The organism is Nocardia violaceofusca NBRC 14427 (genome assembly GCF_963869435.1).
Taxonomy (GTDB): domain Bacteria; phylum Actinomycetota; class Actinomycetes; order Mycobacteriales; family Mycobacteriaceae; genus Nocardia; species Nocardia aobensis.
In genome coordinates, this window is record NZ_CAWMPM010000006.1 from 43,079 (window position 1) to 66,393 (window position 23,315).

The following is a 23,315-nucleotide window of genomic DNA, read 5'->3' on the forward strand; positions in this document are numbered from 1 at the left end:
CTCACACCGTTCCGCGCAGGAACACCTGATTCGTTGTGGTCGAACGGATTTCGACCGATCGGATCTGATCCGGTGGGGCCGATGTGATGCCGTCCGCGGTCACCGTCTGGCCGGGATGTGCCGTCCACTGGGCCACCATCGACTGCGTGCCGTCGGTATGCACCACCCACAGGGCGCCGTCCCAGGTGTAATCCGTATCCGAGGGCGCGTAGTTGCACGACATGTTCACCCGGGTACCGGAACGCAGTTGCGTCAGAGTGAAATTCGCGGTGATCGGAGACGGGATCACCTGATCCATCTGCCGCTCCGTCACCACCTGCTCGGCGGTGGGCGGATTGTTGTGCTGGGTATGGGCGACGGTTATCGGGATGGTGATGGCGACCGCGGCCGCGGCGGCAGCCACCGCACCGGCCAGGGCGAGCCATGGACCGCTGCGGCTGCGCTTGCGCTCGCGCGCGTCGGCCAGGGAGGCGGGGGCTTCCCCCGGCTCGGTGCGGCCGGTTTCCGAGGGCGTCTCGCGGACCGTCGGCGTGCCCGCGGCCCTGTCCCGCTCGGCTGCGCCGGATTCGGCGGCCGGGCCGGTAGCGGGATGCGCTTCGAAGGGCAGCATCCCGGCGCCGTCGGTGGTCGCCTCGCTCGCGCGCACCCGGTTCAGCAGGGCGTCGAAGCCGGCGTCGCCGAAATTGCCGGCATGGTGGGCGGACTCGTCGTCGAGCAGCGAGAGGGCGACGTCATCGGGTACGTGGCTGAGCAGTCCCGGCAGGCCCGACAGATCCGCGACGGCGAGCCGGCATTCGTCGCAGTCGGCCAGATGCGCCTCGTATTCGAGCCGCTGGTCGCGGTCGAGGGCGCCGAGCAGATACGGCGCATCCCAGGTCGCGTAGTCGTCGTGTGACGCGGTGTCGGCCGTCATTTCGTCACCCCCATCTCCTGTAGGGCCGAACGCAACGCTCGCATCCCGTAGTGCATCCGGGATTTGACGGTGCCCTCGGGTATCGCCAGTTCGTTCGCTATCTGCTGTGTCGACAATCCGCGATAATAGGCCCGCACGATCACCTCCCGGTGATCGGAGCTCAGCCGAGCCAGCGCGTCGGTGATCACCCAACTGTCCACTGCGCGTTCCGCCTCATCCGGAGCCGTCTGTTCGGGCGGTGTGTCGGTGCCGTACTCGCGTCGATGCCGCGCACTGCGGAATTCGTCGACCGCGAGATGCCGGGCCACGGTGAACAGCCACGCCCGCGCCGAGGCCGTCGACTGGTCGAGGACCTGCGGCCGTTGCCATGCCCGCAGCAGCGTCTCCTGCACGATATCCTCGGCGCGCCCGGCATCGCCGACCAGGCTGTAGGTGAATCGCCACAGCGTCGGTGCATGCTCGTCGTAGAGCACCCGCAACAACTGCGCCCGGGAGGGCGCCGCGTCGACGGGGGGGATCGCGGAGTCAGACATCGGCGCCGACCGGGCGTATCCGCCGCCTCGGTCGAGGCGAGCGTTGGGGGACCACACTCCGTGGATACGTAATCAATTGCGTTCTAGTTCGATGGGGTGTGTCGCCAGCAGCGACAGCGGCAGCGGCTGCCGGCGCAACACGTGCGCCCACAGATCGGTGCGTCGCGCCAGCGGATCCGACGGCAACGCCGACAACACGATCCAGTCCCCGCGTTCCAGTTCGCCCTCCAGCTGGCCGAAGGTCCACCCGGCGTAGCCGGCGAAGATGCGGATGCCCTCGACCAACGGTGCGATCGAGTCGGGGTCGGAGTCCAGATCGAGCAGCGCCACGCGACCGTCCACGCGGCGCAGCCCGCGGATGCCCTCGATCGAGGCACCGACGCGGACCGTGGTCAGACACAGTGCCGAATCGCGCTTCACCGGCCCGCCCACATACAGGGTGCGGGGTCCGGCCGCGAGATCGGCCCAGCGTGGCAGCACATCCTGCACCGCGGTTTCGCTCGGGCGGTTCAGGACGACACCGAGACTGCCCGCATCGTTGTGTTCGACGATGTAGATCACGGTGCGCCGGAAAGTGGGCTCGACCAGCTCCGTTGCCGAGACCAGCAAGGTGCCGGGCCGCACCGCCTGCTCCTCGTACCGGGATTCGCGTCTCGGGCGGTCGCCGTGTTCCTCTGCGCGTGCCACGGTAGCCATCATCGCACCGTCGCGGGGCGCGCGCTGTGTTTAGTGGCGCGTGATTCGCGGTTGGATTCCGGAGCGGCCGGCTCGACGAGCCCGCCGGCTACTGCGGCAGGCCGAATCGTTCGCGCGCCCATTGCGGCACCATCGCCAGATATCGCGGCCGGGATTCGACGAAGTGATGGACCATCGGGCACAGCGGCAGGATGCCGAAGCCCTGTTCCACCGTCCGGTCGAGCGCACCCTGCACCAGCAGGCGGCCGTAGCCCTGGCCCTCGTACTGCGGGTAGATCTCGGTGTGCACGAAGGCGCGCTCGGAGGCGGTGTCCTGATAGGCGGCCACCCCGGCATGCTGTCCGTCGACCCACAGTTCGAATCGGTCGAACTGTGGGTTGTCTCGAATCTCGGTGTTCTGCTGCGCACCCTGCGTCATCCGCTGAGCCTAGAACGTGCCGATCACCGCGGGCGGGCGGCTCCGCCGACATCCTTGCCCGTGTCGGGAGTGGTTCGAGTTGTCGCACCCGGCACGGGTGGCGACAATGCAGAGGCTCGAGTGGTCGGATGCTCGATGCGACGACGGCCGTCGACCGGCCGGACGGGGAGACGGCGCGGATGGGACGACGGGGACTACCGGTGGCGGCGCGATCGGTGACCGTTGCGGTGCTGACGGTGGTTCTCGCCGCGCTGGCGCCGGTGACCGCGCACGCCGAACCGGGTTTCGGGACGTGCCCGGCCGGCTCCGTCGGCGAGGGGACCCCGGCCCGCTGCGCGTCGATCTCGGTGCCGATGGACTACGCCGCCCCGGACGGCGCGCGAATCGATGTCACCGTCAGCCGGATTCGCGCGAGCGGGCAGCGATACGGGACTCTCTTCGCCAATCCGGGCGGGCCCGGTGCGGACGCTCTCGGCTACTGGGACGCCCGGCTGTCCCAGCTGCCGAAGGATCTGGTCGAGCACTACGACCTGGTGGCCGTGCAGCCGCGCGGCCTGCGCTGGTCGACGCCGCTGACCTGCGGGGCCGAGATCGCACAGGACGCCGACCATGAGCGCGAACCGCTCCGGAAGGCATGTGACACCGCCCAGCCCGGCTATCTGCGGACCATCACCACTGAGGCCACGGCCCGCGATATGGATGCGGTGCGCGCGGCGCTGGGAGTGGACCGCATCGACTTCCTCGCCATCTCCTACGGGACCTATCTGGGCGCGGTCTACGCCTCGCTGTTCCCCGAGCGTGTCGACCGGATGGTGCTGGACTCCAACGTCGACCCGCAGTGGGTGTGGACCGAACAGTTCGCACAACAGCAGCTCGCGGGGAAACAGCGGCTCGACGATCTGTTTGGCTGGATCGCCCAGCACGACAACGTCTACCACCTCGGCGATTCCGCGCTGCGGGTGTACGAGACCTGGGTGCGGCTGGTGTCGGCACAGGGCGGCGGCTGGTACGCCAACCTGACTCCGCCCCCGGTATCGGCGGCCGACCTGCCGCGCGAGCTGCCCGCACCGCTGCCGGCACTGGCGCGCGAGGGCGTGAACGCCGGTGCCGAGGAGATGGGCAAGGCGCAGAATCTGGTGCGCGCGTTGGCCTCCGGCGGTATGTCGGCCCAGGTGCCGTTGGTATCGGCGACGACGGTGGCCGCCTACACCCGCGGTTTCTGGCCGAGCCTGGCGCAGGCGATGGCCGAGGCGAATACGCAGCCCGGTGACCTGCGCCGGATGCGCGCCATCGCGGGCGCGGCGACCACCGACCCGACCGGTCGAGCGGTGTTCGCCGCGATCACCTGCAACGAGAACGCGGTGCCGGCCCGGATGGACGCCATCGGTTCGGCGGCCGCCATCGTCGCCTCCGGCGGCAATGCCCTCGACGCTCGCGCCGATCTGGTGCGCAGCGGATTGGCCTGCGCCGATTGGGATCCCGTGACCACACCGGTGCCGATCGCCGATCACGGCCTGACCACGGCCCCGCTCGTACTGCAGAGTCGCAACGACGCGGTGACCGCCTATCCGGGCGGTCCCGCGATGGCGGCGGCGCTGCACGGCCATCTGATCACCGTCGACGGTGGCGACCACGGGACCTTCGGCCGCGGTAATGCTCCGCTCGACGACGCCGTGGTGCGATATCTGCGTACCGGCGAGGTCGGGATCGATCAGGTAAATCAGGCGCCGATGCCGTGAGTCCGGCCGGACCGTGACGGTCGCGGCGGGATGTCGGGGGCGCCGGGCGGCCGCGGTGGATCTGGTGCACGGCATCTTCGGGGCATGCGCAGTACCGTGAGCGTGTTCGCCTGCTTGCCGACGGATTGGGGTTGCGATGGTGCGTGGGAGGCCCTGGCGAGTGGTGGTAGCACCGGACAAGTTCAAAGGATCGCTGGCGGCGCCCGCGGTGGCGGCGGCGATCGCGGCCGGAATCGCGCGCGAGGCGCCCGACGCCGAAATCCGGCAGGTTCCGGTGGCCGACGGTGGTGACGGAACCGTGGACGCGTTCGTGGCCGCGGGCTGGGAGCGGGTGTGGGTCGATGCGGTCGGGCCCATCGGTACGACGACCACAGCGTGCTATGCGATCCAGGCGAAGACGGCGTTGATCGAACTGGCGGAGGTGGTCGGACTCGTGCGGTTGCCTCGAGGCCGGTCGGCGCCCATGGATGCGACTACCTACGGACTCGGCCGGCTGATTCGGCACGCACTGGACCACGGTTTCCGCGAGATCGTCCTGGGGCTGGGCGGTAGCGCCTCGACCGACGGCGGCGCCGGCATGATGCAAGCGCTGGGACTGCGCATCCTCGATTCCGACGGACACGAATTACCCTGTGGCGCAGTCTCACTCGCGAAGGCGCATACCGTCGACTGCTCCGGTCTGCATCCCGCGATCCGTGACACCACGTTCGTCCTCGCGAGCGACGTCGACAACCCGCTGCTCGGACCACACGGCGCCGCAGCGGTTTTCGCGCCGCAGAAGGGCGCCTCGCCGCAGCAGTGCGAAGAGCTCGAGCGTGGCCTCAGCCGTTGGGCCGGCGTGGTCGAGCGGTGCGCCGCCACACACACCTCGGCCTCCGGCCATCCGGACGCATCCCGTACCGCGCCGCTGGGGTATGCCGAGCGTCCCGGGGCGGGCGCGGCGGGTGGGACCGGATTCGCGGCGATGTCGATGCTCGGGGCGCGGCCGCGGTCCGGGATCGAGGTGATTCTCGAGTTGATCGATTTCGCCGGACAGGTCCGGGACGCGGACTTGGTGGTGACCGGCGAAGGGGCGATGGACGAACAGACATTGCGCGGCAAGGCGCCCGCCGGAGTCGCGGCCGCCGCCGCGGGCGTGCCGGTGGTCGCCGTAGCCGGCCGCTGCACCCTGACCCCGGAGCGACTGCGCGCCGCCGGCTTCGCCCGCTGCTACCCCCTGAGCGACCTCGAACCCGATCCGGAGCGATCCATCGCCGAAGCCGCGCCCCTGCTCGAAGAACTCGGTGCCCGCATAGCGCGCGACTACCTGATGTGACGGGCTCTTCGAGATTCCGGAAGGTCATGTGTCAGCGACCCAATTGGAAGCACAGCCCCCGGCCGCTCGGCGGCACCGGTAGCGGCGGCCAACCGCCCGTTGACCTGGCTCAGCACTCCTCTATCGCCCTAAGGCTGCTGTAGCCTCAGGGCAATCGACTGTGGAGGGGAGTGCTATGGCAAGCCGTACTATGTCGGCCGCACTGCTGAGCGCTGCGGCGCTGGTGGGCGTGACGGTGGCGGGATGTTCGTCCGACTCCGACGCAAAGCCGCAGACTGCGACGACAACGCATGCCGAAGGCGTTGCCACGACGACGCCCGCAGTTGCGTCGAATACCAGTTGGAATCCGTGTTCCCTTCCGGATGCCGACATTGCAGCAGCGGGCCTGAATCCCGCCAAACGTCACACCGACACCGACAAGTACGCGCAGAAGTTCCCTGGTTGGGATGTTTGCGGGTGGGATAGCGGCGGATGGATACGGCTCCAGGTGTTTTCCACCAGCGTTCATACTTTCGATGAGGTAAAGAACAACACCACGTTGTTCAGCAACCCACGTTCGGTGAACATCGGTGGACGCGATGCCGTCATGCTCGATCGAACCGCAATCCCCGATGGTTGCGTGATCCTTTTCGATGTACCCCATAACCCGATCGAGTTTGAAATCAACCCCTCACTCGCTGCGGACTCGACGGGTGACGCATGCGCCGAATTGACCCGCATCGCAGGAATACTCGTCAAGGACCTGCCGACAGGAAAGTAGGGGGCCGTGTCCGATCTGGCAACGTTGCAGCAGCTTGGGGCTCAAGTCGAGCAGGGCAATCTGAGGCTGAAGGTCCACAGAAGCCAGCTCGAAGCTGCGATCAAAGGGCTGCAGGACCTTATTGATCAGATTAATGATCTGAGTCTTCACGTCGAAACTGTCGCGCAAGTAACAGGTTTCGGTGGCTTCCAGATGGGTTTGGACCTCGCCGAGAAGTTCACTCGAAAGGGCAGCGGGGAGGGAAGCATCCGACAGCGCATCAAGGAAGCTATCGACGAATTGAAGTCAGCTCAAGATGTTATCCGGAAGGCCGCCGAAGCATACGCCGAAACAGACGACGCTTACCGGAAAGAGTACGAAGGGTTCCAATTCTGATCAGGCGTGGCTGGTCACGATCGGTGGAAGCGTCCTGCCTTCAAACTTGCGTTAAACGCGTCCCATTCGTCAGGTGCGAAGACCAGAGCGGGACCGGTCGGATTCTTCGAATCACGAACGCCGACAGCGCCGTTGGTGAGCCATGCGACCTCTACGCATTGAGAATTGGATTCGCTGTAGCTGCTCTTGCGCCATTGCGGGCCGGATAAATCAACACTCACCGTCGTGCTCCCTTGCTACCTGCCGTAGCAGGTTTCGCGTGCTCGTCTCGTCCAGCGCGGTCTGCCGGATGACCTCGACCAGTTCATGGTACTTCCGCACGTCGTCCTCATTTTCAAGGTAGATATCACTGCTCATACCCCCGTCGAGGTAGACCACGGGCGGCTCCACGGCCTGTCCATCGGTGTTCGTTCCGAATTCGATGATGACGAACTGGCTCGGCACGATCCCCAGGGCAATCCGCCGTGGTACGGATGGACACGGATCGTGACATTCGGCCGTTTGCCGGCCTCGGCCAGTTCTCGTAGCTGTCCGCTCATCACGCGATGTGTGCCGACGACCTGGCGCAGGGCGGATTCACTCAGCAGGACCTCCAGTCGGACAGGGTTCGCCTTCCTGGTCAGGATCTTCTGCCGCTTCAAGCGCACCGCGACCCGGCGGTCGACTTCTTCCTGTGTGTAGCCGGGATAGGAGCCGATTAGGGCCCGCGCGTAGTCGGCGGTTTGAAGCAGCCCCGGCACCACGGCTTGGTATGTGATCAGGCTCCGCGCTGCCGCTTCCATTCCGACATACATGTTGAAGGCGTTGCTGAACATGCCACCGAGCGCCGTGATGTCCGGGTCGTCCGCGGCCTTCGCGGCAAGGCCGATAGCCCTACCGGTCTCATCGACGTCCACGTCGTAAAGCTCGCACAGTTCGCGGACATCCTGTTTGCGAAGCTTTTGAGGTCGCCCGGTCTCCATCCGCTGCAATGCCGCCGTGCTGAGCTGAACCTCGTGTGCGGCCTGTGCGATGGTCAGCCCGGCCTCGAGGCGACGCTCGCGAAGGAACCTCCCCAGTTGGCGGCGGAGCAACGTGGCGGATTGGCTTCCTGACATGCGACTTCCCCTCCCCGATTGAGCGAGATCATTCGCGAACCTGAGCAGAGCGTGCCACAGTTCTGAATGTGTTCGTGGGAAATTGAGTCAACTGGTTTGAACATTCAACACGGCATTTCAAAGCCCCGCTTGTTGTGCTGTGCTGTAGCAGTTCAACAGTCGGGTCGCGGCTCCGCGTAGGCGATCGAGCAACCGCGAAGCGCCGCGGTTGCCCGCAGCTGAAGAAGTCCGTCCGTTCGATTCTGATTCCGTTCTGTCCCAACCTATTCCGCACACAGCGGCACTATCGGTGAGGTTCATCATGCCTGTCGTATCCCCATGGTTGCCATCGACCGACATCAGCCAACGGCGGCGGTCGGCACGCTGTCGACGGCCACGCATGAGGAGGTGGTAGCAAAGTGTCCAGCTTCGACGCCCCATGGATTCTTCTGTCCCAGTGTGGGATCGGCAGCTTCTCGCCGGATGCGCAGCGTTTGGTCGGCGTGGCGTGCCCATCCTGGCTGTGCTCCGGTCTTGTTCCGCTGGTCGACGGAAAGATCGCCGAACATCACGTTCGGGAGGGTGAACGTTGCCCGTGGTCCGGTACGCGCGTTGTCGATGATCGTTCAGCCTTCGCTACCAGGAACGACGGCGGTGCTCGATGAGCTTTCCGGAGTGTGTCGCGAACCTGTCAGGCTCGCCCGTTCCGACCGAACCCGATGTCACGGTGTCCGTCTATCTCACCTCATCGAGCCGGCATGCTCTGACATTCGTCGCATGCGAATCGGCGGCGCGGCGGTTCGCGGACCACTGGCAACGGTACGGCGGTTGTGCGGCAGTCGAATTCACTGCGCCGGACGAGAGCTACGGACGCCTGCCCTGTGAGCGATTGTGGGTGATTCCGTGATCGGCCTGGTGTTGGTCCGCCTCGGTATCGGTACCAGCGTCGGAGCGGCAAGCACGTTGTGGCAGAACGCCATTACGAACAGTGATACGTCGCCGCGAACCGCGTCGACGGCAAGAGCGATGGAGGCGGGATGGTTGACATGATCGGATCGTCGGCTGACATGCCAGTGAGCCGGTCCGGTGCGGTACGGCCGGCCTTCCGGCCGAAGGCCGTCGGGTTGGTGCGGACGGAATTGTCCGGCATCGACACCGCAGCTCATGCGCTCGACATCCAGTGCTACGCCGACTATCTCGGCTATCGGTGGATCTTCACTGTTCGCCCGCCGCACGGCACCCGTGATCCAGTCGGCTACACCCTCGGCATTGCCGCCAGCATGGAGGCCGCCGCGATCGTCGTGGTCGACGCGACTCATGTCGACCACCGGACCGATATCGGCACCGCCGGTTTCGATCTATTGACCATGACGCCGCCTCGGCTGTGGCGAGCCGGTGCACTGGAACCGGTCGTCCTGCAAGCGGTTCCTTTGAACGATTGCACCTGGGAACCCACTCAGCTGGAACGCGACTGCGCTCGCCGCCTGTGGAATACCCACCGCGATTGCCTTCCGGACTGCCGGGCGCGCCTCGCCGCCGGAGCAGCCCTGTCCGCGCGGGATGAGGTGGACTGACCATGTTCGTGATGACGACAGCGCTGATGATCATCGTCTGCGGCATCCTCATCGGCTTCGGCTGCTGGTTGCCGCCGCGCGCGGGCGGGTTGACCGTTGCCGCACTCCAACGACGCTTGGCAGTCGAAAGCTACTGCCGAGAACTCGGTTCCCAATGGCCTGCCAGGACGGAGGTGGAGCTCGATCGTGAGCGTGTGCTGGCCCGATTGCACACGTTCGCCGCACCGCAGAGCACGCGTCGCCGAGATGTGCACCACCCGCTCCCGGGGTGATTCATCGACGCATATCCCGGCGGCGAACCGCGGTCAGGAAGTAGTGCTCGGGGTGGTCGGGGCCGATAGCGTTTCCGGCGATCGCGAGGGGGAGATACACGTCGAACAGCCAGATGGCCAGCAGTCGGCCGAACGAGGGATATGTGCCGGTGTCCGGACGCAGTGCGACCAACCCGAACAGCGCCTTACCGACGGTGGTGTGAACTATCGCTTGCACCACCACACGGTCGACGAGCGAGGCGATCAACCAGCCGAGGATGACGAGCCCGACATTCAGCCCGAGGTGTCCTCGATCGCCGGCGTATAGCGCCGCAAGTGAAAAGTTCGGACTCGTGAGTACGCCCAAGGCCAGACCACAGGCGAGATGAACGGTCACATCCAGCGTGAACGCCGATACCCGCCGCAGTGTTCGAGGCGAGGGATAGCGCGGGTCGGAGATGGAGCCGTGTCGAATCGATTCCGGCGCTCGACTTTCGGGCTGTTCCATCATCACCCGGCCGTTCCGCTCGACCATCACGAATCCGCTCGTATGTCGGTCGGCTTCGGCCCGCGCCTCGCGGAAAGTGAATCGCGGAGGCTGTCGCGACGGTGAATAGTATGCGTACCGGAGATCGCCGCCACCGGGCCGGGAGACGACACCGTACTTTCGTGGGTCGCCGGCGAACCAGACCTCGACGGTCTTGTGCCCGACCATTTTTCCGATGTCTTTTCGCCACGTGTTGAGGAGCAGTGCGGATACCGGCTGCCGTTGCGGGTCGAGCAATTCCACCCACTCGTATCGCCCCGTGGATATGTAATTGATCGGCCATACCGTCCAGGCATGGCGCTTCAGCGACCGCTTGCGGCGCCGGTGAATCCACACCATCCCGCCACCGACGGTGATCCCGACCGTGAACAACACCACCGACGCCATCATCGCCACCTTCAAAGCCGCGCGCACCGGTGGGGAGGGTGCGCTGTCAGCGAGGGCGACCAGCATCAGAGTAAGGGGCGCGCAGGCCACACCTACGAGCAGTAGGAGCCAGCGCGGCCACCCCATCCGCCGCATCGCACGGCGGGTCTCGGGGCAGTGGATCGCAGCCGGAGGCTTCGTCGTCGTCGAAAAGGTCATCGCAGTCTCACAAATCCAGCGATGACAGGGGAGGAGTTGGGCGCGAATCTCTGATCTCCAACGACTGTGCGATCGAGAACATCATGGGCAGGAATTCCTCCCCCTTCTGCGTGAACGAGGTCGACAACTGCACAACGGCGAGTGCGGTACCGTCCCCGGAGGGCACAACTGCCTCGATCTGGTACACGCTCGCATCGCCCTCGATTTCTTGTTCCTGTCCGTGCCATTCCGGCGCCGGTAATCGCAGGATTCGGTCCGACAACAGAGCGTTCTTGCCGGCGAAATCGACGACCTCGCTGTGCATGTACTCCTCCGCTCGTCCCCGAGTGACGAGATAGTCGGCAAGTGCCAGCCTCGGGTTCTTGGGCTCGCCATATCGGACGGCGCTGAGGACCAGCGTCGACGTGACATCCGAGCCGTCTGCCGCATGGTGCTTTCCGAGACCGCAGTAGACGGCCCCGAGCCCGCCGAGTCCTCGCAGGAAGACCCGAAGCGCCTGCAACATCCTGGGGGCCGCGGAGGAGATTTGTCCCGGTCCGGCGTCCGTGAACAATTCCTCGGCCCGGGCAACGGTCCCGTCGATATCGCGCAGGGGCAGCGGTATGAATCCCTGGGGGATCCGGACTTCGACGTCGAGCGATGTCTCACCGAACAGTGTTTCGGCCATCGGTCAGTCGTCCCCACCGAATGGTGCGACCAACGACGAGACCACCTTCTTGGACCGGACGAACAGATCGATCGCTTCTGCGGTGGAAACCGTAACGTGGGTACCGTCGGCCACCCCCGTCGCTTTGAAAACGGTGGCCGCGACCTGATTCATCCCCAGCGCCGACGTAACGCTGTTCGGAACGCCGGGAACTTTGCCCAGAAGATCGGTGGCGGAGCCTATTCCCTTCGACAACAGACCGGGCTCGTGGGTGGCTGCCTCGTACATGGCCCGGCCCACCCGCTCACCCATACCGACCGACTCGGCGGCGTGCCGCCCCGCGGACACCGCCGTGACCGCTTCGGCCGCGGCGTCGCCGGCACGGAGAGCACCCCACCCCACCTTGCCCGCCGCCACCACCGACCCACCCGCCGGCGCGAGTCCCAGTGCGTCCAAGCCGACGGTCTTCCATGCATCGAATTCACCGTTCATCAGGCCGGCTCGAACTTTCGGATCGGTCAGGTCGAGAGCGAGCAGCCCTGCCGACGCGATCGCCCCCACCGCGAATCCGATGGCATCGATCGGTGGCGGGGTGATGAGCGCGATCAGGCCACCGATAGCCGCGACGGCGGAGAGTATTTGATGCAATCCTTCTCGGTGTTCGTCGAGAAACTTTCCGACCGCTTTTACTGCGTCGCAAATCTTGTCCCAGATGCTTTCGTCCGGTGGGCTCGGAGCGAAATCCTTTGCCGCTGTGTCCAATTCGGAGGCGATTCGCCGAGCCATTTTGTCATGCTCGGTTTCGAGATCGCGAGCGCGCTGGATGATCGCATCGATCTGTCCCTGACAGTTGTCCACCGCGGTGCTCGCCGAGCGGACCTGCGCGGTCGCCGCGTCCAAACGGGATTGGGCGGCGGCCAACTGCTCGGCGTCGGAGAAGCGTGTATTCGCCAGACCGAGGTCGGGATTGGATTGTGCCTGTTGAAGCGCGGTGACCGCGCGGGCGTGTTCTCCCCGCGCCACGGCGGCCTCGGTCTCCAGCCCGCGCGCGGTCTCCTGATAGCCGACGAGGCCGTTGTGCCACTCGTCGAGCAGACCCACAGCACGTGTGAGTGAGGACTGTGCGTAGCCGAGGTCTTGGGCCAGGGTGGAGTCGAAATGCGCGCGAAACGCGTCGCCTCCCTGTCCCTTCCACACGTCATCGTTGCTGTTGCGCAGCCGATTCAACAGATCGTTGGTTTCCGTCACGGCGATGGCGGCCGTGTCGATCTGCCCGCGCAGGCCCGAGACGTCGTCCGGAGCGCCGGGGACCGGGTTGAAACCCAAGTTGGGATAAGGATTTTGCGCTTTCATGCCTTCTGCCCCTCGGCCGTAACCGCGTTCCCAACCTCGGTCAGCACCTGGGCAAGGGCGTCGTCGGTCTGTTGATAGGTGTCGCGGCATCGGTCGATTCCGTCCGCCGTTCCCCGCGCCGCCTCACCGATGCGCTGGATACCGTAATGCCAGCGCCGCTGGAAACTGTCGGCCGCGTCGTCGAGTTCCTTCGTCCCGATACTGCTGTGGCCCCCGGCGGCCATTTTCGCCATCGCATCGTTGAGCACTTGCTCGGAAGCGCGCAGCGACTGCACCGCCTTGCTCAACGCGTCGATGTCCACCTGCAAAACGCCCGCCACGACACTCCTTCTCGCGCTGATTCTCGAACCCACTCGAGGCCTCGTTCACAGATTTGGACGTCACCGACGGCCGGCCGGTTCCCCTAGGCAAGGATTCCGTCGACGCCTCTCCAGTGTCGCGTGCAGGTTGGCGACCGGGCCGGTACGACGCTCCGGTGTCATCACGGTCGAGCCGGAGTGCACCTACGCGCGATCGGCTGGGCATGGCGCGGACACCTGGGATAAAGTCTCCGCAGCAGGGGGTTTCACGCGTCCTCATGCAGCGGCGAGTCGGAGGGGGACAGTCATGCGAGCGAAAGTCGAGCGTCGTACCGGTGCGCGGCCAACGGTCTGGCGAGGCCTCTCACGCGAGGTCGCGCAGGCGCGTGTTTTCGTAGCAGCCGGCATCCACAGGGCGCAGCCGTGACTCCCCCACCGGAACCGTCGAGCTATCTGGACCAAGGTAGTGGCGACTTCCTGCGGCGGCTCGACGCCATGAGCAACAGCTTCTATGCGGGGATGGTGTCGGGTTCGAATACGCAGGCGTGGGATGCCGATCAGCTCGCGTTGCAGCAGCAGATCAATGTGCTGGCCGGTCAATTGCGTATCGATGTCGATCCGCAGTCGATTACCGGTGGGGACAACTTCGAGCACCTGACGTTGGAGCAGATTCGCGATCTGACCTATCAGATCAAACCCGATGTCGTGCACGCGGTTTCGGAGGCGTGGAGCAATATCGGGTCGGGTATGGCCGATGGTGCGGACACGGCTCGCAAGAAGGTCGTCCAGGACGCGATCGCCAACGGCTGGCAGGGGGCTGCCGGTCAGAAGGCGGCCCAGACGTTCGGGCGTGTTCTGGACTCTGTCGCCGATATCGGCAAGTCGGCGTCGATGGTCGCGATGAAGATTGCCTTTGCGCAGCGCGGTAGCGACGAGACTTTCCGGATGCTGACTCCGTTGTTGCAGGCGATGGTGCCCACGGGAACAGGGCCGATTCTGCCTCCGGGATCGCCGACGTTGGGGCCGGCGGCCGCGCCGACGGGACCGCAACTTCCGATCCTCGCGGAGCAGCAAGATAAGGACTCCCAGAAAGAGGAAGCACGGCAGGCGGCTCTGCAGGTGCTCCGGAATGTGTACTCACCCGGCATTCGTGGTGGGGATCAGGCGGTGCCGGTGCTGCCCACGGTCTATCCGGCGGCCGCTCCGGGCGGCCCGGTTGGTCCGGCAGGCCCGGGGCCGGTTTCGCCGGTGCCTGGTCCATCGAATTCCGGTGGCGGTGACCAGAATCCGAGACCCGGCGAGGTGAATCCGGGCTCCGATCCGAACACCGGGACCGATGGGAACCAATCGCAGGGGACGCAGCCGAGTTCCGCAACTCCGAGTAGCGGGCAGAACCCCTCCAGCACAACAAGTTCAAGCGTGCCGAACGCCGCCTCCACGACTGCCGCCGGTTTCGACCCGAGCGGTGGGCTGGGCGGTGGGACTTCCGGTTCCGGACTGGGCGGCGGTCTTCACGGTTCCGGATCGGGTGGTGGTTCCCACGGTTCCGGACTGGGCGGCCTGTCCGGTTCGGGCGGTGGTACTGCGCGTCCGGGACTCGGATCGTCGATACCCGGTGGCCCCGTTGCATCACCGGCGGCTGCCTCTTTGGGGGGAATGCGTGCTCCGAGTCAGCCGGGCGCCGCCGGTACGCCGGGCATGTCACCCGGCGCGGGTGGCAAGGGCAAGTCCGAGGAGGACAAGGACCGACAGTCCGCGGAGTATCTGCGCGGGCAGCACCTCGAGGAATGGATCGAGGACGGGCGGAGGGTATTGCCCGCCTACGGCGCCATCGGGGATGAGTCGTCGCAGCAGCAACCACCCGCAGCCCGATCGGCGAATCCGCCCGATCGCGGCCGAGCGCCGGGAGAGTATCGGTGATTCACTGGCAGTTGACCAGTGCCCAGTACGAGGCGGCACTGTTCGCGATGGAGCGCGACCGCCTGCCGTACCCGACCTGGAATACGTTGCGTGCCATCGACGAAGCGGATCTGATTCGCCGGCGCCGGGAAGCCATCGACAGCCTGCGCCCGCGCGTGGACGACGATTTCGCGCGCCTCATCGGCACCCTCACCGAACCTCAGGTCCGGTTGCATGTCCACGGCCGCCTCGGCGCCGACCCCGACAACCCCGATGTACAACTGCGCGGCTACGCCGGTTTCGGACCTTCCAGCGCAGCGGTCGCCATTCAGGACCCCGATCCGGAACCCGGTGCGAGCGGCGATGTTTCGGTCACTCTGTGCACACATGTCCAGGCCTTGGACCTGCTCGCACGCATGCTTCCCGAACTTCCGCCCGGCCGCCACGAACTGGGTGGCCTGAAGTTCGAACTCGACCTCGAGCCCGAGTCTCTCGGGTGGCAACGCCGGCCAACACTCCGGGAACGTATGAACACATTCCTGGCCCGCCCCCGCAGCGGCTGGGGCGAAGTCCTGTGTTACCCAGGACGATTCCTCGACAATCGCACCGACGGCGTCCAGGGCTTCGTGTGGATGGACTTCCCAGGTGACGGCCGCTACTACGTCCACCAAGACCCAGCCGGCTACACCATCCAACCCATGAACCACGACGGGTTCGTCAACCACGCCCGCGTCCTCGCGCGCCGAGTACGAGAACTCGGGACACGACCCGCACACGCCTGAGAACCGGCGCCGAAATCCACGGTCCGACCCCACAACAGCTGACCAGCCCTCACGCGAACGCGGTCTCGAACAGTCCGTCGCGGCGCCGTTCACCCCACTGTTCGAGCGGGCGCAGGGCCGCGGCCAATGCGACGCCCGCGGGAGTGAGCGAATATTCCACTCGCGGCGGGATTTCGGGAAACACCTCGCGGCGGACCACGCCGTGGGATTCCAGATGGCGGAGATTCTCGGTGAGCACCTTCTCGCTCACCCCGGGCAGCAGGGCGCGGATGCGGCCGAAGCGCTGCGGGCCCTCGCCCAGCACCCACATCAGGTGGAGTTTCCACTTGCCGCCGACCACGTCGATGGCCACCGACATCCCGCAGACCGAGTGTTCTGTGTCACAGTCGTCCGCCATCTCATCCTCCTGAGCTTTTTCCGAACCTCGAGGTAAGCAACCGCACGTCGACGTGCGTTATTGCCCCGGACCCGGATCCCGGTGACGATCGAATCCGGCGCCGATCGGAAGAACTTCGAAACAGCTTCGAAACAGCAAGGAGTACACCATGTCCGAACGTTCCTCCGTCACGGTGATCGGGCTGGGCCCGATGGGCCGGGCGATCGTGCGCGCACTGCTGGCCGCGGGCACCGAGGTGACGGTCTGGAATCGCAGCGCCGACAAGGCCGAGGCGATGGCGGAACTGGGCGCCCGTCGCGCCGAGTCGGTGGCCGACGCCCTGGACCGCAACGAGGTGATCGTGCTGAGCCTGACCCACTACGCCGCCATGTACGACATCCTCGGCCTGGCTCCGGAAGGGTTGCGGGACAAGGTGATCGTGAACCTGTCCTCCGATTCCCCGGAACGCACCCGCGCGGGCGCCGAATGGGTGCGCTCGCACGGGGCGCGGTTCCTGTCCGGCGGATTCATGTCGGCCGGCGACAACATCACCCATCCGGCGTCCTACATCTTCTACAGCGGCCCGCGCGAGGTGTTCGACGCACATGCCGACCTGCTGCGCCCGCTCAGCGCACCGGAGTACCTCGGCGCCGACGACGGGCTGGCGCAGCTGTTCTACCAGGCCCTGCTCACGCTGTTCCATCCCTGGCTGATCGGCTACAACCAGGCCCTGGCCGTGATCGAGCGCGCCGGCCACGACGCCGACCGCTTCCTGCCGTTCGCGCAGCGTTCCGCCGAGGCGTTCCCCTTCTTCATGGCCGAATACGCCGCCGCCGCGAAGTCCGGCGGCTGGGGTGACGAGGCCGCCGCCCGCATGATGGTGGCGGGTGCGACCCACGTCGTCGAGACCAGCGAGGAGGTGGGGGTGGAGGCCACGCTCTCGCACACCGTGCGCGAGCTGTGGGAGAAGGTGGCCGGCGCCGGAGTGCCGATGTATCGGCTACTGCGCGACGGGGCCTGAGCGAACGCTCAACGGGTGCAGAGGAATTCGATCGCCGCCGCGTATCCCCGGATGCCCATTCCGGCGATCACCGCGGTGGCGATCGGCGAGATGTAGGAGTGGTGCCGGAATTCCTCGCGCGCGTGCACATTCGAGATGTGCACCTCCACGATCGGCACCTCGGGAATCACCAGGGCGTCGCGCAGGGCCACCGAGGTGTGGGTCAGGCCGCCGGGATTGATCACGATCCCGGCTTCCACCCCGCGGGCCGCATGAATCCGATCGATCAGCGCCCCTTCGGAATTGGACTGATAGGCGGTGATCTCGCGATCGAAGCGGGCGGCGGTCGCCCGGCACAGCTCGACCACGTCGTCGAGCGTGTCCGAGCCGTAGACCTCGGGCTGGCGGGTGCCGAGCATATTCAGATTCGGGCCGTTGAGCACGAGAATCGGTGCCATGACCGGTACCCTAGCCCGGTCACAGGCCGCGCGGCCCCTCGGCTCGCAGGTCGTCCACCTTGCGCATCGCCGTCCGCAGTTCCGCCAACCACTCCTCGGCGTGCTTACCGGCCAATTTCACCGTCCACGCGAGTGCGTCGGCGCGGGAGCGGGCGACCCCGGCGTCGACGAGCGTGTCGAGCACCTTGCGTTCGGGCTGGCGCAGCCGCGTCATCACCGGAACCGACAGATGGGTGAACAGGGTGCGTTCCCCGTTGACCGATACGCCCCACGCCACATTGCGGCCGTAGCGTGCCTGGGCCTCCTGGGCGATCTGCATGCGGGCCGGTCGCGTCGACTCGCGGAAGCGCGCGATCAGTCCGTCCACCGTCGCGGGTGACGGTTCGGAGCCGGCTGCGTCCTCGTCGCCGGATTCGGGGGCCGGCAGCGCCAGTTCGCCGATCACCACGATCTCGTCGCGGTCGATCTCGATGGTCGCCGGACCGCTGAACCACTCGCTCGGCAACCTTCCGGCGAACCAGTCCGGAGCGTCGGCGGCGTCGGGGAGATCCGCCTGTTGCCAGCCGCCCGGCCGCCCGAATCCACGTCCGTGTCCGTGTCTCATGATGTTTCCTCACTGCGAGAGTTTCGCTGTAACTGTGATTACAAGATTACACCGCAAGGTGGCTCGTCAGGTTTCGCTGTCGGAGGAAAGGGGAAGGTCCGAACACGTCCGCGGATTTCGCCGACCGGCTGCAACGGATGTCGGGGATCGGGCACTATTGTGGTCGCTGAGCATGGAAGATGCGGTCGGTGCCTAGGTGGGACCGCGGGCAACTCCTTCGGGTACCGTTGGTCTTGTTGCTGGAGTGACAAGAGTGAAGAGTGGGCGACATGGATGTGTGGGGATCCCGCCGCTTTCGCGTTCGGGGCGCAGTGGCACTGGCCGCAATTGCTGCCGTAGCGATCGTGATGGGGTCGTGCGATTTTCACAGCACGCCGAGCGGACCCGAAGGGGTCGTCGAGCATTTCACCCAGCTAATGGATGATCGCGATGCCGCCGGCGCCGCCGCACTGACCTCGTACCCCTCCGGTGCCGAGAGCACCCTGAAGTCCATGTTCGACGGACTCCAGCCCGGTAAGCCCGATTACAAGCTGGTTCAGTTCATCAGCCTCGACGGCGATTCGGCGATGTTCAACCTCAAAGCCGCCTGGAATTTCGGCCCGGGTAAGGACTGGAGTTACGACCTGCAGGGTAATATCCGCAAGCTGGCTATCGGCTGGCGGATTTCCTGGGACCCCACCGTCGTCATGCCGCAACTGGACTCCAAGCGCTCGGTGAAACTGGTCCGCACCGAGGCGACGCCGCCGCCCAAGGTCAACGACAACGACGGCCAGCCGCTGCTGACCCAGCAGACCATCAACGTCATCAAGGTGGACCCCACCAAGACGGGCGATCTCGTCGGTACCACCAACGCCCTGGCCGATGCCATCGCGCCGGTCGCCCCGCTCATCACCGGTGCCTCGCTGATGCAGCAGCTGGCGGGCGCACAGGGTAAGCCGATCACCGCGGTGAGCCTGCGCGAGGACGATTTCGCGATTCTCGAGCCGCGGATGGCCTCGATTCCCGGCGTGGTGATGGAGAAGCAGCCGAGGCTGATCGTCGCCGACCGGCGGGTGTGGTCGCCGATGACCGAGGCGCTGCAGAAGGTGTGGCAGGAGAACCGGGATCAGCACGCCGGCTGGGGTGTGCAGCTGTTCGAACCCGACGGCAAGATGGTCACCCAGCTCGCCGGATATCAGGGACCGCCCGGACCGGACATCGCCTCCACGATGGACCAGAAGCTGCAGCGCGCGGCCGAGGACGCCGTGGTGAGTGTGGGTACGGCCGCATCGATCGTGGCGATTCAGCCCTCCACCGGAGCGGTCGTCGCGGCCGCCCAGAACAACTACGCCAGTGCTCAGGGCGCGCCCGCCTTCACCGCGACCTATCCGGTCGGCGGTGCGATGGACCTGTTCAAGGCGGTCGCCTCGATTCAGAAGAAGAAGGCGCCGCAGGACGTTTCGGTGCAGGATGCGGCCGAGGCGGCGGCCATGCTGGGCGTCGGTATCGGATTCAAGGTTCCCGGGCTGGACGAGACCACGGGCCGGCTGCCGATCGGTGGTCGCGGCGTCGAGCAGGTCAAACAGGGCGCCAACGATCCGATTCTGGCGAGCCCGTTCGGAATGGCGATCGCCGCCGCCACGATCGCGCGCGGATCGGTGGCGCCGCCGATGATCGAGATCGGCCGGCCCGGCACCACCGAGGCCAAGCTGGAACCGCTGCCTGGCGATGTGGTCGACAAACTGCGCGGCATGCTGCGCGACGCGACCGCCAGTCCACAGGAGGTGACGGTCGCCCGCTACGCCGGGGTCACGGCCTTCACGGCGAACGCCGGTTCGGACGGGTGGCTGATCGCCAATGCCGGTGACCTGGCCTTCGCCATTCACATCGATGATGTCGACAGCGGTGACGCCACCTCCCGGATGGCCGCGCGCATGCTGCAGTCGCTGGCCACGCCGGACGACAAGAAGTAGCCGTCGAGAAGCGGTCCGCGGGTCAGTTCACGGATGCGCCGGTGACGCGAATGCGCCGGGCGGCGAGGGTCCACACCGCGCGCCAGCCCAGCAGGAAGACCGCGAGGACCGTCGCCGCGACGATGACGAAGCTGACCGCGGTGCCCTGACCGCTGATCACCCGCAGCACCATGCCGCCGATCAACGTCGACAACCACACCGCCACGCCGGTCGGCCACACCGCCGATCCGTCGAAATGCGCGAACGCCGCCGACAGTCGCCCGCGGCCGGCAAGAGTCAGGGCAATCACCCAGCCGATCAGCAGACCGGCGCCGAACGGCCAGACCGTGCGCAGCAGACCCGCCGCCACCGCCTCGTCGTGGCTGCGCCGGCCGATCGCGCAGAACACGATCACCAGCACGACATCGATCAGCAGCGGCAGCCATTTCCTCACGATCGCCAGGGTAGTGACAGCGCTACGGCAGCCGGAGTCCGGGACCGCTCAGGTCTGCGGCTCGCCGTCGGGTCGCTTGTCGCCGCCTTCGGCGCGTCGGGGTTCGGCGAGCAGGGCCGAGCGCTGCTCGAATTCCTCCTCGAACTGCGCATCACCGAGCTGCGGATTGCGGAAGCGGAAGGCGAAGACGATCCAGCCGATGATCGCGACGAGAATGAAACTCACCATGCGGTAGACGAAGGCGGCGGCCACCGCCTGTGCGGCCGGCAGTCCCGCGGCGGCGGTGAGGCTGTAGATGAGGGTGGCGTCGACGTAGACGATGCCACCGGGTGCGAACGGAATCGTGCCGACCGCCTTGCCCACGCTGAACGCGATCAGCAGGCCCGCCCAGCGCGGATCGGCGCCGACCGCGTAACAGGCCGCACCGAGGCAGGCCACGTCGCCGAGCCGATGCACGACCGCCCAGAACGCGACCCACGCGGCGTCGCGCCGGTTCAGGTCCACCGATTCCAGCTGGCGCAGCACCTCGTCGACGTGGGCCAGACCGGAATCGGCCGGATGGCGGCGGATCCGGTTGACCAGCCGCACCCCGCGGCGGACCAGCGCCTGCAGCGCACCGGGATTACCGGAGACGTATTTGCCCGCCCACACCAGCAGCGCCACCGCGCCCAGCATGAGGACCAGCTTCCACGGGCCGACGCGATTGCCGACCAGCAGCGCGCCGCCGACACCGAGCAGCAGCATTCCGCTCGTCGCGACCACGCCCGACATCAGCAGCTGCCAGGAGGCGACGATCGCGCTCGCACCCCAGCGGCGGGTCTGGCGATAGGTGAAAGCGGTGGAGAACACCTGGCCGGCGGGCAGCGACACCGACATCGCGGTGGCTCCGTAGACGACCGAGACCGAGGCGCGTTGCGAGACGTCGACCCCGCCGGCGCGCAGCAGGCGCTTCTGGATGCGGCCGAATCCGCTCATCGACAACGCCTGCATCCAGATGCACAGCGCGACCCAGCCCCAGTGGATCTCCGTGAGGTTGCGCCAGGAATCGTGCAGGCGCGGCCACAGGTATACGCCCTCGGCGATCAGCAACGCCGACAGGGCAACGCCGAGGACCCATTTCAACCAGCGGAACCTGCGCCGCGCGGGCCGCGCCGGTTCGCCGCCGGGTTCAGCGTGGGCCGTCACGACGCCCAGCCTAGTGGGGCGGGGCCCGAAGGCGGCAGCGGACGCGTAACCACGCAGGGCCCGGCCCCACTGGGCGCATCGGCTCGGCCTAGTGGGGCCGGGCCCGAAGGCGGCAGCGGACGCGTGGTCCCGGGTCAACCGGCCGTGACGGCGCGGGACGGGGTGTCCGGCGGCTGCACGCGCGCGGCGCCGATGCGGTCGATCCGCGCACGGCCCCACGCACCGAGCGGTTCGAGTGCGGTGTTCAGCGATCGGCCCAGGTCGGTGAGGCGGTACTCGACCCGCGGCGGCACCTCGGGGTGGGCCTGCCGGTCGATCAGACCGTCCTCCTCGAGTTCGCGCAACTGCTGGATCAGCATCTTCTCCGAAACTCCCGGCAGGCCGCGCCGCAGTTCCCCGAATCGCCGGACGCCGTAGTTCTCGAGTTCCCAGAGGATCAGCCCTTTCCATTTACCGCTGACGACATCCATCGCGGCGTCGATCCCACAGAAGTACGGACCGAATCTTTTCGCGCCCATCCACCCTCGCTACCTGTTCACCTACCTGTTGGTGGGTACCGCACCGAATAGTAGGTACTTGTCCCGACAACTCGCGGTGACCAGGGTGGATGACGGCGCGCCCAGCATCCACCCGAGCAAGAGGAGTTTCTCGATGACCGCGAACGAACACACCGCCGTTGCCGTGCTGGGCCTCGGCCCGATGGGCCGGGCCGTCGCCGCCGTCCTGACCCGGAGCGGCAATCCCACCACCGTCTGGAATCGCACACCCGGCAAGGACACCGAACTCGTCGCGCTCGGTGCCGTGAGCAGTGCCGATGCCGCCGCCGCGATCGATGCCGCCGAGGTCGTGCTGACCGTGCTCAGCGACCATCCCTCGGTGCACCAGGTTCTCGACCCGGTGGCGGATCGGTTGCGCGGCAAGGCGCTGATCAATCTCACCAGCACCGCTCCGGACGATTCACGCGAGCTCGGCCGATGGGCGGCGGCCCACGGGATCGACTTCCTGGACGGCGGCATCATGGCGGTGCCGCCGATGATCGGCGGACCCGGTGCGTCGATCCTCTACAGCGGGTCCGCCACCGTCTTCGAGCGATTCCGGCCGGACCTCGAAAAGCTCGCCACCGCAGAGTATTTCGGCGACGATGCCGGTACCGCCGCACTGCTCGACTTCGCCCTGCTGGCCGGCATGTACGCCGTGTTCACCGGCTTCTTCCACGGCACCGCCATGGTCCGCTCGGCCGGAGTCACCGCGACGGAGTTCGCGCCGCGCGCGGCCGCGTACGTCACCGCGATGGCGGGGTTGATTCCGGCCTATGCCGCGGTGATCGAGAGCGGCGACTACGCCGACGAGGCGCAACCGGCGCGATTCCACAAACCCGCCTTCGACGCGATCGTGCGCGCGAGCCGCGATGCCGGGGTGGCGCTCGATATCGTCGCGCCGATCAAGAACCTGATCGATCGGATGATCGCCGACGGCCGGGCGGAGTCGGGACTGGAGCGGATCGTGGAGGAACTGGCGGGTTCCGGCAAGGTCTAGCCGGAGCCGG

The 23,315-nt window shown here is 66.7% G+C and carries 28 protein-coding genes; 11 read left to right on the forward strand and 17 right to left on the reverse strand.

The window, feature by feature from the left end; translation table 11 throughout:
* Position 1: 1 nt before the first annotated feature.
* The 4 genes from AC5592_RS06830 to AC5592_RS06845 form a co-directional block, all read right to left on the reverse strand.
* Complete coding sequence (locus AC5592_RS06830) at positions 2-913, reverse strand: anti-sigma factor family protein (protein WP_051025277.1); 912 nt, start codon at positions 911-913, stop codon at positions 2-4.
* On the reverse strand, positions 910-1,446 hold the full coding sequence (locus AC5592_RS06835; protein WP_051025276.1) for a sigma-70 family RNA polymerase sigma factor: 537 nt from the start codon (positions 1,444-1,446) through the stop codon (positions 910-912). Before AC5592_RS06835 ends, AC5592_RS06830 begins: the two co-directional genes overlap by 4 nt.
* Before the next feature lie 72 nt (positions 1,447-1,518).
* Positions 1,519-2,142: a YqgE/AlgH family protein gene (locus AC5592_RS06840; protein WP_083871347.1), complete on the reverse strand. Its 624-nt coding sequence runs from the start codon at positions 2,140-2,142 to the stop codon at positions 1,519-1,521.
* A gap of 88 nt (positions 2,143-2,230) precedes the next feature.
* A complete protein-coding gene (locus AC5592_RS06845) occupies positions 2,231-2,560 on the reverse strand; it encodes a GNAT family N-acetyltransferase (protein WP_063063723.1) in 330 nt (109 codons plus the stop codon).
* Between the two features lie 128 nt (positions 2,561-2,688).
* Between AC5592_RS06845 and AC5592_RS06850 the strand changes: the two genes are divergently transcribed.
* The 4 genes from AC5592_RS06850 to AC5592_RS06865 all read left to right on the forward strand — a co-directional run bounded on the left by AC5592_RS06850 (position 2,689) and on the right by AC5592_RS06865 (position 6,749).
* The gene (locus AC5592_RS06850) at positions 2,689-4,299 is read left to right on the forward strand and encodes an alpha/beta hydrolase (protein ID WP_232329237.1); all 1,611 of its coding nucleotides are present in this window, start codon (positions 2,689-2,691) and stop codon (positions 4,297-4,299) included.
* A gap of 136 nt (positions 4,300-4,435) precedes the next feature.
* Positions 4,436-5,614, forward strand: coding sequence for a glycerate kinase (locus AC5592_RS06855; protein ID WP_083871346.1), 1,179 nt, complete (start codon positions 4,436-4,438; stop codon positions 5,612-5,614).
* Positions 5,615-5,789: 175 nt separating this feature from the next.
* Positions 5,790-6,374, forward strand: a complete 585-nt coding sequence (locus AC5592_RS06860; protein ID WP_084506429.1) for a DUF3558 domain-containing protein — start codon at positions 5,790-5,792, stop codon at positions 6,372-6,374.
* Between the two features lie 6 nt (positions 6,375-6,380).
* Complete coding sequence (locus AC5592_RS06865; RefSeq protein ID WP_036506955.1) at positions 6,381-6,749, forward strand: hypothetical protein; 369 nt, start codon at positions 6,381-6,383, stop codon at positions 6,747-6,749.
* Positions 6,750-6,763: 14 nt separating this feature from the next.
* Here AC5592_RS06865 and AC5592_RS06870 read toward each other — a convergent pair whose 3' ends face one another.
* From AC5592_RS06870 to AC5592_RS06880, 3 genes are read right to left on the reverse strand one after another with little or no spacing between them, the layout of a single operon-like run.
* Positions 6,764-6,970, reverse strand: coding sequence for a DUF397 domain-containing protein (locus tag AC5592_RS06870; RefSeq protein WP_083871344.1), 207 nt, complete (start codon positions 6,968-6,970; stop codon positions 6,764-6,766).
* On the reverse strand, positions 6,960-7,193 hold the full coding sequence (locus tag AC5592_RS06875; RefSeq protein ID WP_371507131.1) for a Scr1 family TA system antitoxin-like transcriptional regulator: 234 nt from the start codon (positions 7,191-7,193) through the stop codon (positions 6,960-6,962). Before AC5592_RS06875 ends, AC5592_RS06870 begins: the two co-directional genes overlap by 11 nt.
* Entirely contained in the window at positions 7,103-7,846 is a 744-nt protein-coding gene (locus AC5592_RS06880; RefSeq protein ID WP_063063725.1) for a helix-turn-helix domain-containing protein, read from the reverse strand. The genes AC5592_RS06875 and AC5592_RS06880 overlap by 91 nt, the downstream gene beginning before the upstream one ends.
* 1,046 nt (positions 7,847-8,892) lie before the next feature.
* Between AC5592_RS06880 and AC5592_RS06885 the strand changes: the two genes are divergently transcribed.
* Both AC5592_RS06885 and AC5592_RS06890 read left to right on the forward strand, forming a co-directional pair.
* Positions 8,893-9,399: a hypothetical protein gene (locus AC5592_RS06885; protein ID WP_157121633.1), complete on the forward strand. Its 507-nt coding sequence runs from the start codon at positions 8,893-8,895 to the stop codon at positions 9,397-9,399.
* Positions 9,400-9,401: 2 nt separating this feature from the next.
* Complete coding sequence (locus AC5592_RS06890) at positions 9,402-9,671, forward strand: hypothetical protein (protein ID WP_063063728.1); 270 nt, start codon at positions 9,402-9,404, stop codon at positions 9,669-9,671.
* Between the two features lies 1 nt (position 9,672).
* Here the strand turns inward: AC5592_RS06890 and AC5592_RS06895 are convergent, their stop codons facing one another.
* The 4 genes from AC5592_RS06895 to AC5592_RS06910 form a co-directional block, all read right to left on the reverse strand.
* A complete protein-coding gene (locus AC5592_RS06895; RefSeq protein WP_198163781.1) occupies positions 9,673-10,611 on the reverse strand; it encodes an RDD family protein in 939 nt (312 codons plus the stop codon).
* A gap of 178 nt (positions 10,612-10,789) precedes the next feature.
* On the reverse strand, positions 10,790-11,449 hold the full coding sequence (locus AC5592_RS06900) for a hypothetical protein (protein WP_036506938.1): 660 nt from the start codon (positions 11,447-11,449) through the stop codon (positions 10,790-10,792).
* Positions 11,450-11,452: 3 nt separating this feature from the next.
* Entirely contained in the window at positions 11,453-12,871 is a 1,419-nt protein-coding gene (locus tag AC5592_RS06905; RefSeq protein ID WP_157121637.1) for a hypothetical protein, read from the reverse strand.
* Positions 12,778-13,101 carry a DUF6317 family protein gene (locus AC5592_RS06910; RefSeq protein ID WP_063063731.1) on the reverse strand — a complete coding sequence of 108 codons (324 nt, stop codon included), beginning with the start codon at positions 13,099-13,101 and terminating at the stop codon, positions 12,778-12,780. The genes AC5592_RS06905 and AC5592_RS06910 overlap by 94 nt, the downstream gene beginning before the upstream one ends.
* Before the next feature lie 402 nt (positions 13,102-13,503).
* Between AC5592_RS06910 and AC5592_RS06915 the strand changes: the two genes are divergently transcribed.
* Both AC5592_RS06915 and AC5592_RS06920 read left to right on the forward strand, forming a co-directional pair.
* Positions 13,504-15,000: a hypothetical protein gene (locus AC5592_RS06915; protein ID WP_157121639.1), complete on the forward strand. Its 1,497-nt coding sequence runs from the start codon at positions 13,504-13,506 to the stop codon at positions 14,998-15,000.
* On the forward strand, positions 14,997-15,761 hold the full coding sequence (locus AC5592_RS06920; protein WP_063063733.1) for an ESX secretion-associated protein EspG: 765 nt from the start codon (positions 14,997-14,999) through the stop codon (positions 15,759-15,761). Before AC5592_RS06915 ends, AC5592_RS06920 begins: the two co-directional genes overlap by 4 nt.
* Before the next feature lie 49 nt (positions 15,762-15,810).
* Here the strand turns inward: AC5592_RS06920 and AC5592_RS06925 are convergent, their stop codons facing one another.
* On the reverse strand, positions 15,811-16,158 hold the full coding sequence (locus tag AC5592_RS06925; RefSeq protein WP_036506933.1) for a winged helix-turn-helix transcriptional regulator: 348 nt from the start codon (positions 16,156-16,158) through the stop codon (positions 15,811-15,813).
* Between the two features lie 148 nt (positions 16,159-16,306).
* Here AC5592_RS06925 and AC5592_RS06930 point away from each other — a divergent pair, with 148 nt between their 5' ends.
* The gene (locus AC5592_RS06930) at positions 16,307-17,158 is read left to right on the forward strand and encodes an NAD(P)-dependent oxidoreductase (RefSeq protein WP_063063734.1); all 852 of its coding nucleotides are present in this window, start codon (positions 16,307-16,309) and stop codon (positions 17,156-17,158) included.
* 8 nt (positions 17,159-17,166) lie between these two features.
* On the opposite strand, the gene aroQ is transcribed toward AC5592_RS06930, so the two are convergent.
* Both aroQ and abmR read right to left on the reverse strand, forming a co-directional pair.
* On the reverse strand, positions 17,167-17,595 hold the full coding sequence (gene aroQ, locus AC5592_RS06935; RefSeq protein ID WP_036506929.1) for a type II 3-dehydroquinate dehydratase: 429 nt from the start codon (positions 17,593-17,595) through the stop codon (positions 17,167-17,169).
* A 19-nt stretch (positions 17,596-17,614) separates the two neighbouring features.
* Complete coding sequence (gene abmR / locus AC5592_RS06940; protein ID WP_036506926.1) at positions 17,615-18,199, reverse strand: ATP-binding transcription factor AbmR; 585 nt, start codon at positions 18,197-18,199, stop codon at positions 17,615-17,617.
* 347 nt (positions 18,200-18,546) lie between these two features.
* Here abmR and AC5592_RS06945 point away from each other — a divergent pair, with 347 nt between their 5' ends.
* A complete protein-coding gene (locus AC5592_RS06945) occupies positions 18,547-20,151 on the forward strand; it encodes an NTF2-like N-terminal transpeptidase domain-containing protein (protein WP_269750162.1) in 1,605 nt (534 codons plus the stop codon).
* Between the two features lie 22 nt (positions 20,152-20,173).
* Here AC5592_RS06945 and AC5592_RS06950 read toward each other — a convergent pair whose 3' ends face one another.
* The 3 genes from AC5592_RS06950 to AC5592_RS06960 form a co-directional block, all read right to left on the reverse strand.
* The gene (locus tag AC5592_RS06950; RefSeq protein ID WP_063063735.1) at positions 20,174-20,584 is read right to left on the reverse strand and encodes a DUF3054 domain-containing protein; all 411 of its coding nucleotides are present in this window, start codon (positions 20,582-20,584) and stop codon (positions 20,174-20,176) included.
* A 48-nt stretch (positions 20,585-20,632) separates the two neighbouring features.
* Positions 20,633-21,769 carry a lysylphosphatidylglycerol synthase transmembrane domain-containing protein gene (locus tag AC5592_RS06955; RefSeq protein WP_036506916.1) on the reverse strand — a complete coding sequence of 379 codons (1,137 nt, stop codon included), beginning with the start codon at positions 21,767-21,769 and terminating at the stop codon, positions 20,633-20,635.
* A 134-nt stretch (positions 21,770-21,903) separates the two neighbouring features.
* Entirely contained in the window at positions 21,904-22,287 is a 384-nt protein-coding gene (locus AC5592_RS06960; RefSeq protein ID WP_036506914.1) for a winged helix-turn-helix transcriptional regulator, read from the reverse strand.
* A 133-nt stretch (positions 22,288-22,420) separates the two neighbouring features.
* On the opposite strand from AC5592_RS06960, the gene AC5592_RS06965 reads away from it, so the two are divergent.
* Positions 22,421-23,305: an NAD(P)-dependent oxidoreductase gene (locus AC5592_RS06965; RefSeq protein WP_036506911.1), complete on the forward strand. Its 885-nt coding sequence runs from the start codon at positions 22,421-22,423 to the stop codon at positions 23,303-23,305.
* The last annotated feature ends 10 nt before the right edge of the window (positions 23,306-23,315 follow it).

Excerpts from the sequence above, each read along its gene's own strand:
- AC5592_RS06830 (WP_051025277.1), bottom strand. The coding sequence starts at position 913 with ATGACGGCCGACACCGCGTCACACGACGACTACGCGACCTGGGATGCG.
- AC5592_RS06835 (WP_051025276.1), bottom strand. The coding sequence starts at position 1,446 with ATGTCTGACTCCGCGATCCCCCCCGTCGACGCGGCGCCCTCCCGGGCG.
- AC5592_RS06840 (WP_083871347.1), bottom strand. The coding sequence starts at position 2,142 with ATGGCTACCGTGGCACGCGCAGAGGAACACGGCGACCGCCCGAGACGC.
- AC5592_RS06845 (WP_063063723.1), bottom strand. The coding sequence starts at position 2,560 with ATGACGCAGGGTGCGCAGCAGAACACCGAGATTCGAGACAACCCACAG.
- AC5592_RS06850 (WP_232329237.1), top strand. The coding sequence starts at position 2,689 with ATGCTCGATGCGACGACGGCCGTCGACCGGCCGGACGGGGAGACGGCG.
- AC5592_RS06855 (WP_083871346.1), top strand. The coding sequence starts at position 4,436 with ATGGTGCGTGGGAGGCCCTGGCGAGTGGTGGTAGCACCGGACAAGTTC.
- AC5592_RS06860 (WP_084506429.1), top strand. The coding sequence starts at position 5,790 with ATGGCAAGCCGTACTATGTCGGCCGCACTGCTGAGCGCTGCGGCGCTG.
- AC5592_RS06880 (WP_063063725.1), bottom strand. The coding sequence starts at position 7,846 with ATGTCAGGAAGCCAATCCGCCACGTTGCTCCGCCGCCAACTGGGGAGG.
- AC5592_RS06885 (WP_157121633.1), top strand. The coding sequence starts at position 8,893 with ATGCCAGTGAGCCGGTCCGGTGCGGTACGGCCGGCCTTCCGGCCGAAG.
- AC5592_RS06890 (WP_063063728.1), top strand. The coding sequence starts at position 9,402 with ATGTTCGTGATGACGACAGCGCTGATGATCATCGTCTGCGGCATCCTC.
- AC5592_RS06900 (WP_036506938.1), bottom strand. The coding sequence starts at position 11,449 with ATGGCCGAAACACTGTTCGGTGAGACATCGCTCGACGTCGAAGTCCGG.
- AC5592_RS06905 (WP_157121637.1), bottom strand. The coding sequence starts at position 12,871 with ATGCCGCGACACCTATCAACAGACCGACGACGCCCTTGCCCAGGTGCT.
- AC5592_RS06925 (WP_036506933.1), bottom strand. The coding sequence starts at position 16,158 with ATGGCGGACGACTGTGACACAGAACACTCGGTCTGCGGGATGTCGGTG.
- AC5592_RS06930 (WP_063063734.1), top strand. The coding sequence starts at position 16,307 with ATGTCCGAACGTTCCTCCGTCACGGTGATCGGGCTGGGCCCGATGGGC.
- aroQ (WP_036506929.1), bottom strand. The coding sequence starts at position 17,595 with ATGGCACCGATTCTCGTGCTCAACGGCCCGAATCTGAATATGCTCGGC.
- abmR (WP_036506926.1), bottom strand. The coding sequence starts at position 18,199 with ATGAGACACGGACACGGACGTGGATTCGGGCGGCCGGGCGGCTGGCAA.
- AC5592_RS06945 (WP_269750162.1), top strand. The coding sequence starts at position 18,547 with ATGGGGTCGTGCGATTTTCACAGCACGCCGAGCGGACCCGAAGGGGTC.
- AC5592_RS06960 (WP_036506914.1), bottom strand. The coding sequence starts at position 22,287 with ATGGGCGCGAAAAGATTCGGTCCGTACTTCTGTGGGATCGACGCCGCG.
- AC5592_RS06965 (WP_036506911.1), top strand. The coding sequence starts at position 22,421 with ATGACCGCGAACGAACACACCGCCGTTGCCGTGCTGGGCCTCGGCCCG.